General features: G+C 61.2%; 8 protein-coding genes and 1 tRNA gene. 3 read left to right on the top strand and 6 right to left on the bottom strand.

Annotation, left to right across the window (positions count from 1 at the left end; all coding sequences use genetic code 11):
* Together MOV74_RS03485 and MOV74_RS03480 are read right to left on the bottom strand one after the other, a co-directional pair.
* Positions 1-359: Crp/Fnr family transcriptional regulator (locus MOV74_RS03485; RefSeq protein WP_246917950.1), on the bottom strand; the 359-nt coding region annotated here is incomplete at its 3' end.
* A 24-nt stretch (positions 360-383) separates the two neighbouring features.
* The gene (locus MOV74_RS03480; protein WP_246917942.1) at positions 384-572 is read right to left on the bottom strand and encodes a hypothetical protein; all 189 of its coding nucleotides are present in this window, start codon (positions 570-572) and stop codon (positions 384-386) included.
* Between the two features lie 316 nt (positions 573-888).
* Here MOV74_RS03480 and MOV74_RS03475 point away from each other — a divergent pair.
* A tRNA-Thr gene (locus MOV74_RS03475) sits at positions 889-963 on the top strand.
* Between the two features lie 93 nt (positions 964-1,056).
* The gene (locus MOV74_RS03470; protein WP_246917941.1) at positions 1,057-2,682 is read left to right on the top strand and encodes a site-specific integrase; all 1,626 of its coding nucleotides are present in this window, start codon (positions 1,057-1,059) and stop codon (positions 2,680-2,682) included.
* Between the two features lie 587 nt (positions 2,683-3,269).
* Here the strand turns inward: MOV74_RS03470 and MOV74_RS03465 are convergent.
* Positions 3,270-6,614, bottom strand: a complete 3,345-nt coding sequence (locus MOV74_RS03465) for a phage tail tape measure protein (protein ID WP_246917940.1) — start codon at positions 6,612-6,614, stop codon at positions 3,270-3,272.
* 719 nt (positions 6,615-7,333) lie between these two features.
* Here MOV74_RS03465 and MOV74_RS03460 point away from each other — a divergent pair.
* On the top strand, positions 7,334-8,026 hold the full coding sequence (locus MOV74_RS03460; protein WP_246917938.1) for a recombinase family protein: 693 nt from the start codon (positions 7,334-7,336) through the stop codon (positions 8,024-8,026).
* Between the two features lie 809 nt (positions 8,027-8,835).
* Here MOV74_RS03460 and MOV74_RS03455 read toward each other — a convergent pair.
* The 3 genes from MOV74_RS03455 to MOV74_RS03445 all read right to left on the bottom strand — a co-directional run bounded on the left by MOV74_RS03455 (position 8,836) and on the right by MOV74_RS03445 (position 10,117).
* On the bottom strand, positions 8,836-9,195 hold the full coding sequence (locus MOV74_RS03455; RefSeq protein WP_246917936.1) for a hypothetical protein: 360 nt from the start codon (positions 9,193-9,195) through the stop codon (positions 8,836-8,838).
* A 1-nt stretch (position 9,196) separates the two neighbouring features.
* Positions 9,197-9,385 (bottom strand): hypothetical protein, encoded by a 189-nt coding sequence (locus tag MOV74_RS03450; protein ID WP_166476320.1) that lies wholly within the window; start codon positions 9,383-9,385, stop codon positions 9,197-9,199.
* A gap of 369 nt (positions 9,386-9,754) precedes the next feature.
* Positions 9,755-10,117 carry a hypothetical protein gene (locus tag MOV74_RS03445; protein WP_246917933.1) on the bottom strand — a complete coding sequence of 121 codons (363 nt, stop codon included), beginning with the start codon at positions 10,115-10,117 and terminating at the stop codon, positions 9,755-9,757.
* Positions 10,118-10,152: the final 35 nt, after the last annotated feature.

Below are 10,152 nucleotides of genomic sequence, written 5' to 3'. Positions count from 1 at the left end.
GGCGGCAACAGCAGCGTTTCGACATCGCCCTCGGCGCGGCCGTCGACCAGCGCCGGCTGGCCCGAGAGCTGGCCGAGTTCGGCCAGAAATTGCCCCGGCCCCTGCTCGATCACCGGCGTGACGTGACCAAGCCCGTCGCGCTGGGTGATGGCGACATGGCCTTTCAGCACCACGAACATGCCGGGCCCCGGCTTGCCGGTCTCGAACAGGAACTCGCCATCGGCGTAGTTACGGACCTCACCGAAATGCCTGACACGCTCGATTTCGGCCGGGGTCAGCGCGGGAAAGGTCTGCTCGGGACGCGTGAAGCGCGACATCAGCGCGTCATCATCATTTCGTTGCTGTTCGTCCTGCGCCATGGTCATTCCACTCATTCCAAATTCTCAAGTGCCGGCTTTCCCGGCGGTCCCCTTACTTGGGGAACCATCCTCGTTCTGCGAGGGCTCGGAGCTTGCGGCGCGTTCGCGCGCCTGCAGCTTCCGCCGCTTCAGGTTTTCGCGCAGTGCCGATTTCAGCCGGTCGTCCCGGGACGACCTCGCCTGTCTCGTGCTCTTGTCGGTTTCGTCGGCCATTGCGGGTCCACTCAGTGTCACCGGCAATACCATGCCCAAGGAATACGGCAGCTCAAGAGGCCCGCGTGATCCGATCGTGCGAAACGCGAAATGGATCCAGCGCGGGCTTTCAGGCAACTGGCCAGTTGGGTGGGAATATCGGAACCCGAATCGACGCAAAGCCGGTGGTTTCGAGCCCAAATGGGCACTTTGGCCCCGATATCGGCCCGATTTTCTCGTTTTGACGGGCCGAGCAAGCTTGCACAGGAGGGGGGCTTGTGGCAGATATCGGCCCGCTTGGTAGGCCCCTCGGGCGCCCGATTCTTCACCAGCACATGCTGCCGTAGCTCAGTGGTAGAGCACTCCATTGGTAATGGAGAGGTCGACAGTTCAATCCTGTCTGGCAGCACCAGCCATCCTATTGGATGCATTGATTTTCTTGAAATTTCGGTCCTGAGTGCCACACGAAAGTGCCACACAGACTATGGTTTCTCTGAAGTTCTCGATGTCCAAGCGTGCCGGTTCGACCGTTCCCCAATTCCGAATTCGTGTCCCTACCAAGATCGTAGATCGACTACGCGGCAAGCGTGTGTTGCTCAGCATCAGTCCACCCGACGACTATCCGTTCGTCCGGACGGTGACGATCGGAAGCGACGTGTCGTTTAGCCTTGGGACAGACGACCGGACCATTGCCGAGGCACGGCAGGCCAACGCCCTGGACCATCTTCGCCGGCTCTTCGATCTCACTGAAGCAGCCCCGATCAGCCTCAGTCACAAAGACATGGTTGCGTTGAGTGGAGAGACGTACCGGCTCTACCAGGAGATTCACCGCGACAATCCCGGCGAACCTGACGCATGGATGTATCACAAGGCGCTCAGTCGCGCGGCGCTTGAAGGTCGCGTCAAGAATCCACCACCAGCCGCGTTGATGCCGAACGAGGCGAACACCGCGATCGAACTGTTTGGGACCGATGATCTGACTGCGGCTGTCAACGCCTTCCCAGCCGGTCAGCATGACGCGCTGGAAGATCGGTTTGGGCTTCTCGCGGATTGGGTGCTGATCCGCCAGCGCATCCAGCTAAACTCGAATGATCGGCGGCGCTTCGTGCGCCTTGTCGGAACAGCCAGCCTCGACGCCGGCTGGCAGCTACGGCGCAATGCGGAGGGTGACTACAGCCCCGATCCTAAGGCGCTACGTTTCCCACCGGTCGAAAGCGTGGCGGCGATCAAGCCACGGCAAACCCTCACCGGCTTACTCGACCTGTGGTGGGCTGAGGCCAAGGCGACCGGTCGTAGTCAGAACACCTACGATACCTACAAGGGCGCTATCGAACGACTGGCTAAGCATCTTGGTCATGATGATGCAAACCGTGTGACGGAACAGGACATGCTCGCGTTCAAAGACGCCCGCCTGAAGGTCGTGACGGCCAAGACCCTGAAGGACGGTGATCTGCCAGGGATCAAATCCGTCTTTAGCTGGGCCGTAGACAATCGGAAGCTGCCGAACAACCCGGCCGATGCGATCAAGGTCAAAGCGGAGAAGAAAATCCGGACGCGCCCGAAAGGCTTCACGGATCAGGAGGCCAGCGCGATCTTCGACGCCTGCCTCGCGTATGTTCAGAAGCCGAAAGAAGACCCGAGAACCGCCGCCGCTAAACGGTGGGCACCCCTGATCGCCTGCTACACGGGCTGCCGGATTGCGGAGGTGCTACAGCTTCGCAGAGAAGATGTCCGCGACGAGTCGGGCCACCATGTTTTTGACCTCAATCCACTCGCTGGCAGCATTAAGACCGGAACTTACCGGCTCGTCCCGATCCACCCGCACCTGATCCAGCTTGGACTACTACGTTTCGTTGCCGACTCGGGTAGCGGCCCTCTCTTCGCGCGAAGTAGTTACAAACGTGTTGTTGACTTCGTTCGAACAGTCGTAACCGACGAACGGGTCCAGCCTAACCACGCATGGCGCCACCGTCTCAAGTCCGTTAGCCGCAACCTTGGATTCGATCCGAGAGTCGTTGACGCAATCCAAGGTCATGCGCCACGAACGGCCAGTGATGACTACGGCGATGTTTCGGTTGTCGCCATGGCTCGCATCATCAACAACATTCCACTGATTTCAGTCACCCCATGACGGATCTACAAACCAAATATTCAGGCTCTTCTTTCCGCGGGCGACGTCTCGATCGCATAGGCGCTGTTCTACTCGGGTCTCTTGCGTGGCCGCCCCGTAAATAACTTCGCAAGATCGGGTGGCGCTCCGACTTTCTCAACAGACCGCGGACGCGGCTTCCCGGTCAAAAGCAGCTTCAGCCGTTCTGTAGAACTTCCAGCTTTGTGCATCGCCGTTCGCTTGGGAAGTCGAACTCGCGAAGGCGAAGCAGTTGATCGCATGCTTTCCCAGATCGACAAGACATCGGCATCCGAGAAACGATACGAACGGCGCATGCGTGAGTAGAAGTTCGTACCCTGGATTAAGTTGGACAGCGAGCGCCTGCTGATCCTGAGCTTTCTGCACACTTCATCGAAAGTGTAGATGTCTCCTAGTTTTCCATCATTACCCTGTTGGCCATGGTCGCCTTTCTGATCCAGCAACGATTTAGCGCTGTGACCCAGCTGCATTTGCAGTTCAAGCACTTTTTCGTTTGCATTCGGACAAGCGTCGGAAACTTTGGGGCCACGCTGAGAGAGATCCGGCCCACCAGGCGAACCTCATTAAGCTCAGGTGTATTCAGACTCGCTGTCGTGGGTGCGCCAGTTCATCTGCTCGTCAACTCGACGCTGGACCAGCGTTGCGAGAGCCTCCGGATCGTGGCTGTTGCCGTTGATGTGGATCGCGACGTTACCGCCTGCACCGCCACTGAAGCCGCCCCTCATCGGGACGCCAGATTGTGGAGCAGCGGGAACGTTCTTCACCGCGTCAACCGGCGACGGGACCTGACCGATGGGATTGCCGCGACGAACCATCAGATTTTTGTCTGCGTTGATCCAGTGCTCGCGCACTGAGTCGGCATCGTTGCCAGCCAGCATCTTGATTTGCAGCCGGCCGTTGCTCATGCGGGTCTCGCCGGTGGCGAGGCCAACGTGACCACCCGGTTTATTGTAACCGTAGCCGTTCGTCTGAAGCAGAACGTCATTGCGCTTAACGTCGGGCGGGCTGATCGCGGAGCCCCATTTCTGGAAGCTGTTCGCCACCGCGCTGCCCGTGCCGTTGCCTCCGGCCGCTTCCAACGCCTTGTTAACGAAGCGAGCACACCAAGCATTCGACTTGCCGCGCACGTCACCGCCAAGGGCTGCCGCCAACACACGGTTGTCAGTGTACTCGTTCATGCCCTTGTACTTCTCGGCCCACGCAACAGCATCGCCGCTGCCGGCTGATCCACCACCAGATAGTGCGTTCATCTGCTTGCGAACGCCTGCGGGCCATCCATCGTTCAAGCCACGCGGATCATTCGCGGCACCGACCGGTGCATAGCGCTCGCCCATCTTGTCGAGGTTGCCACCGGCCAGACGGTAGTTCTTTGCGACCACTTGGCCCGCCCGGCTGATGCCCCCATCGAGGCTGGCGAATTGCATCCTCTTCGCCATGCCGGTTGCCGGATCCATCAGGCCCGCCACGTTGTTTCCCGACAGCACATGACCGTTGCCGGTTTCGTGTGCGATCACACCGGCCAGCAGCGCAGGCGAGATGCCGTTGGCTCTGGCTGCCGCGACGATCTGATCGTACTTGCCTGCGAGCGGAGTACCGGCGAACTTCTTATCGAAGGCCGACCGGCTCATATCGTCAACGCTGCCACCACCGCCGTTGAACGACGGGATGTTGCTGCGCTTGATGATGCCGGACGACCCCAAGCCGAAATTCGGAAGGATGCCGCCCGGCGTTACGTTCTTCCACAGAGCATCAGGGGTACCGACCCCGCTGACGATCCGGTTCATGTCGGCGCTGATCGCCGTGCTGCCGCTCAGTCCGCCGCTGCCGTAAGTGCGTCCGCGGGAACTGAACTCAGTGCTCATGAACGATGCGCGTTCGATCTTGCCACCGAGATTGTCCAGCTTGTTCCCGATGTAGCTCATCGGATGGACGTCAGCGGGGTTGAAGCCCTCGCCGGACTGCTTCTGATACAGGTCTTTCTTGTGCTGGCGTTGACGTTCTCGCCATTGGCTGGTCGTCTCTCCGGGCCATTTCTTCGCGGCCTCGGAAATGCCGGTGTCGTTGTTCTCTGCCAGAAGCCCAGCGAGCAAGGCGGTGGTACCGACAGGGTTGGCACTGGCCGCACCAAGCAACGCGCGACCAGTGAGCAAGCCTGCGATGCGGCTGATGATGCTCACCAAGCCGCCGAACACGGCCATGAGCGGGGCGAGCGTTCCGAGCGCGATGGACAGCGCAACGATCTGACCGGTCAACCTACCCAGGACTTCGGCGCTGTTGCCATCCTTGCCCATGGCGGTGGCTGCGCCCTTCAGCAGGGCGACGATGGTATCAGAGACTGACTTGAGTCCGCCTACGAAGCCCGACGCAAAGCCGATGATCTTGTCTACGTCGATCGATGATATTTTCGAGGCGATCTTGTCGAGCGCCTCGCCCATGTTGGCAACGCCAAAGGCCTTCTTCAGCCGCTCGACAAACTCCCTAGACTTCTCCCCGATCCGGTCGGAGGTGAAGAGGCTGGTATGACGATCGAACCAATCCGACACCTCGATGAAGCTCTGCTCAAAGCCGCTTCCGAACTTTTCCCAGGCGAGACCGAACATCGCCTTGATCCGGTCCCAGCGCTTCGCAAGCGAGTTGAGTTTGGTGCGGGAGAACGCGGACACCGCGTCGCTCTTCTGGTCGATTTCCTTCAACGTCTCCCGGATTTGATCCGAGGCCTTGGCCATCTGTATCAGCTCGTCGCGCCACTCCCGCATGCCGGCGAGGTTGGCGAATTTTGCCCGGTTCTGCTCAGACATGTTCCGCATCTTCTCGAACACGTCCAACATGAAGTTGGTTGGAGCCGATACCATCCTCTGAGCCATTTGCGCGCGGCCGCCGTATCCGATCATCCGCGCAGCTTGGTCCAGATCTTTCCCGCGCTGGCCGCGAGCGTTGCCAGCGTTTGCAAATTCGGAGGTCATGTAGCCGAGGAACGTACCGGCCTTGTTCGGTTGGAGGCCTGCCGAGATGCTCGCCGACGTGAAGGCGCTCAGGTCGGTTTCCTTCATCTTCGTCGTGCTCAAGGCGGACAGGGCGCGCTTGTTCGCCTCAACCACTTCGTTCGGGTCTGCGGCGGTCGCGGCAGCGGCAACGGCAACAGAGGTCATCATCCGGGCCACGCGGGCGGGATCGGCGTTGCGGACATTACCGTACAGGCTGGTCGCGGTCTTACCTGCCAGCTTCATCAGCTCACCGATGTTCATTTCCAGCGCGGACGACGCTTCCAAGGCGTTCTCTGTGACCTTCTTTGCGGCCGATGCGTCGAAGCCTTGCTTAAGCGCCTCGGTGTAGCTGTCCAGCACCGCGGCAGCGGGCTCGCCGAACTTGATCGCGACCTGATCGGACCAATCGCCACGCAGCCGCTTCACCTCAGCCTGCGACAGCCCGCCGAAGATTTGCGCCTTGGTCTCGGCGACGTCGGCTTCCATCCGTCGTTTGAAGGCGGATGCGACACCGGAGATGGTGATGCCGCCCGCTATGAGCGCGGTGGTTGGCGACGTGCCACGGGGGAGCGCGCCACGGCCGCCGGAGCTGGCACCACGACTAACGGCGCGTTGCTCAGCCTGCCGCCGATTGAAGGTCTGCCGGTCGAGGCGGTCCAGCTCACGGTGGAACGCCCGCGCGTCACGCAGGCTGTCTGCATAGGCCGACTTCCATTCCGTGCGGTAGGTCGACGCGGCCTTCCGAGCTTCGTCGGTGATCTTCTGGAGGCTGGCTGAGACACTGTCGGGAAACAGCTTGGATGCTGAGATGCCGTTGATGGACTTGACTGCGGCCTCAAGCTTGCGAACGTTGCGGAGAAGTCCGGAGATGACGGGGCTCGCGCTGTCGGTCGCGGTCAATGATGCGTGGACGTTGATGATCTCTGACATTTTTCTCTTGTTCGTTGGCGCAGTCGAGCTGCGTGGATGGTGACGAGGTAAATCGTCTTTTCGAAAATGCGCTCATACGGCGCGGAAAACGGTGACGCCCGATTGTTTCGGGGGTGGGGGTGCGGATGCGTGAACCTCCCGAGAGGGGTGGGGGTACATCCGAAGGCCAAGGGGGGCGGTAATGTCCCTTTTGCCAGTGGCTGCGGAGCTGGCGCCTCTCACCCGAGTCCTATGCCGCGTAAAAAATCTCGCCTTCACCCCTCCCGCGCTCGCGAGCGCTGGGAAACCTCACTGGCCTGTGCAGGGGCGAGGACGATGATGGCGATGGTGATGGTGCTCCACGGCGGGCGGTGAAGTGAGGAGCCACCGGCCGTGGTCGCGTTGTCCGTCACGGTGACAAGCGGTCAACTTTGAGCGCACCGCGTCCGGTCCATCGCAGCGACCCAGCCGGCGCCGTATGTCAGCGGCAGACAGCCTCCACCGGCTGGTGATCAAAGGCGAGCGGGGACACGCAGACGAACGATGCTGGGGCGCTGGTGTTGGTGACTGACCACGGCAGCCTCTCCGTGGCCGCGGCTCCTCAGTGGCTCTCCACCATGGCCTCAGCTCAAGATGAGCCTTGGGTGCGGACTGAAGATCGAAAGATTTTCGTTGATGCAACGGCCGCCCTCCGTTACAGATACGTCAACGGACTTTGAAGTATTCGTAACAGGCAGGCCATGGCGCAGCACAACGGGAAGTTCGTCACCTACTACCGAGTCTCCACCGGCAAGCAGGGCAAGTCTGGTCTCGGCATCGAGGCCCAACGCGCGGCGGTCGCGGCGTATCTGAACGGTGGCGACTGGACGATAGTTGCCGAGTTCACCGAGGTGGAGTCAGGTAAGCGGTCTGACCGGCCCGCGCTGGAGCAGGCACTGGCCGCGGCGCGACTGCATCGGGCTGCGCTGGTCGTCTCCAAGGTTGATCGCCTTACGCGCTCGGTGGCCTTCCTGTCCCGGCTGCTTGAGGCTGGCGTTGACGTTCGGTTCGCCGATCTGCCTGTGATCGAAGGCGCTACAGGCCGTTTCCTTCTTCAGCAGATGGTGGCGGTGGCGGAGTTGGAAGCCGGCATGATCTCAGCCCGCACCAAGGCGGCTCTGGCCGCGGCCAAGCGGCGCGGTAAGCAGCTCGGTGGCAACCGTGGCGTTGTCCCCGGGGCGAAGATGCAGGAAGCGTCTCGGAAAGCCCTACTGGACCGCACCACGAAACATGCAGCAGATATCGGCCCGACGATCCGTAAGCTACAGGCGGAGGGCGCAACGTCTTTGCGGGCGATTGCAGATGCCTTGAACGAGGCCGGCATTCCTACCGCGCTCGGCAATGGCAAGTGGCAGGCGGTGCAGGTGCAGCGCGTTTTGGCGCGGCTACCGTAGTGACACGCAATAGCTGCCAGCGCTGGTGAATGTCCCGGTCGGACACGATCGGCCGGGCAGACGGGCAAAGGCGCGTGGCGTGTCCACATGGAGCGCGATGCAGCACGGTCCCGACGCCAGATACCCGACCGGACACACGCTGCCGCCTTTGGCGATCGGATCCCGACCGTGGACGGGCATGCAGTAGGGTCCGGCAAGGGCGGGAGGTGCGACGACGGCGAGAGCCACCGCGAGAGCGTGCAGTTTCGCGAGTCTACAGATCACCTGTCGCGCCTCCCTATGCGAACGGCAGCCTCTGGAGAGAGTGAGCTGAACCGCCGTCCGAAGTGTATCACTGGCATGACAATTTGGTCAGCCATGTGTCGCCTCTCGCTCGCCCTCAGCAAGGCGCTTCTGAGCCGCGGCATTAAGTGCGGTGAAGGCGGGAGGGCGCAACAGCGAGAGCCGCGACGAGTCGTCTCAATCACCATTACGCCTCCCTCCACGAACGGCAGACTCCCAGGAGAAATGCTGAAACTGCCGTCCGAACTAGTGAGCTGCCTATCAGGCGGCCCGTGTAGCAGCGCTCATCTCTGTTTCGATCTCCGCGAGCCGTGACTTGGCGGCTGCTAAAGCAGCTTCAGCCTCCGGCACAAGCGCAAGGGCGTCCGCATGCGTCCGCTCAGCCAGGGCCAACTCCACTTGAGCGGCGGCAAGTCGCTGGCCTCGTTCGCGGGTCACCAAATGCTTAGCCCGTTGTTCCCGTGCATCGGGCGGAATGGCTTCGATGGCTTCCCGGGTGGCAACTGCACTTCGTAATCTTCGATATGTCATGCGCGGTTCCTCGCGATCTCGTCCATCATGGTCTTGGTGATGCCGGTGGCTCTGGCGTGGCGTGCATGCCATGCGGCGTCGAGCGGTCGTTTACGACGCATCTCAGTGATTGTGCGCTCCGCGTCGGGCTTGTCAGGCTGTTGCAGTCGGCTGAAGCCGCTCGGTGCCCGGTCATGCAGGTCGCGAAGATAGTCCTGGACGGACAGCGAACCCTTACCGGGGACTGCGATCAGTTCGCCGTCCAACTTGCTTCCGGCGAGGTCGATTGCGACTGTCGCCATAGTCGTGGAGTTGATCGCGTAGCCCTTGGAGCGTGCGGCAGAGACGACCGCGTCCTCGATTGAGTCAGTGGTCATCTTAGGCAGCCTCCCGCTTGAGACCCGCGATTAGAAATCGACGCATCAGGCTCGATCGGTTCGGGGCCGATGGGTCGTCGGCTTGTGCCGCGTCGTCGATCTTGTCGATCAGTATTTTGGGCAGCCTGATCCCGACGTAGACCATCGGCGACGTGACCAGTTCGTCCGCGTCGAAGGTGGTTTTCTTCATGGTGTTCTCCAAAGAAAAACCCGCCACGCCAGTGAAGGCGACAGCGGGTCTGGGTAGAAATGAAAATGGACCCGCTCGGGGTCCATGTGGTCGATGCTGGGGCACCGTTTAATCGGGTGGCATCGTGGCAAACAATGTACACCCATATTGTGAGTTTGTCTAGCCCGCGAGGATCGGAATGCAAACTTCGTCCCGAAAATGCCTCTCGCTTTTTATGCAGTGTAACGGGCGAGTCGACGGCCCCTTCCATAACCCACGATCGATCGCGCTGGATGTCGTGCAGCAGTCCCGTGGAGCGCGCCTGATGTCGAAGGCTACGCTGGTAGCCCCACCGCAAAATAACGCACCCACGATCGATACCCGCAACGTCTAGCCACGGTCTTGCGGTGGTGGTCGCCACCTACAGAAGCGGGGGCCGCTGGTCTGATCCTCCCGAACGTCGAACTTGGCGAGCGCACCGACTTTGCCGAATGCGGCGACGGTATCAGGCCGGCTGGCGTGACGCATCTCGACAACGGCAGAGGGGTTCACGCCTTCACCGAGCAAGTAGCGAGCTGCTGACAGGAGGGGCGTGCGGGATGCCGGCAGGGCTGATCCATCCGCGAGGGTGATTTCGAACCGTCCATGTCGGTCATCAGCTTCGCGGACGGTGATGCGGTGGCGGCCGGTGGGTTTTCCTGAAGGTCGGAAAAAGTTGAGGCGGTCGGCGGGCTGGTCCAGTGAAGTGATCATGGCAAATGCTTTCGGCCGGTGACGCGCTCTGGCGG

Source organism: Bradyrhizobium sp. SHOUNA76 (assembly GCF_023006445.1).
In the GTDB taxonomy this organism is placed as follows: domain Bacteria; phylum Pseudomonadota; class Alphaproteobacteria; order Rhizobiales; family Xanthobacteraceae; genus Bradyrhizobium.
This window is presented reverse-complemented; position numbering and strand designations above follow the sequence as displayed.

Coding starts and splice junctions, on each gene's coding strand:
- MOV74_RS03480 (WP_246917942.1), bottom strand. CDS start 572: ATGGCCGACGAAACCGACAAGAGCACGAGACAGGCGAGGTCGTCCCGG.
- MOV74_RS03470 (WP_246917941.1), top strand. CDS start 1,057: ATGTCCAAGCGTGCCGGTTCGACCGTTCCCCAATTCCGAATTCGTGTC.
- MOV74_RS03465 (WP_246917940.1), bottom strand. CDS start 6,614: ATGTCAGAGATCATCAACGTCCACGCATCATTGACCGCGACCGACAGC.
- MOV74_RS03460 (WP_246917938.1), top strand. CDS start 7,334: ATGGCGCAGCACAACGGGAAGTTCGTCACCTACTACCGAGTCTCCACC.
- MOV74_RS03455 (WP_246917936.1), bottom strand. CDS start 9,195: ATGACCACTGACTCAATCGAGGACGCGGTCGTCTCTGCCGCACGCTCC.
- MOV74_RS03450 (WP_166476320.1), bottom strand. CDS start 9,385: ATGAAGAAAACCACCTTCGACGCGGACGAACTGGTCACGTCGCCGATG.
- MOV74_RS03445 (WP_246917933.1), bottom strand. CDS start 10,117: ATGATCACTTCACTGGACCAGCCCGCCGACCGCCTCAACTTTTTCCGA.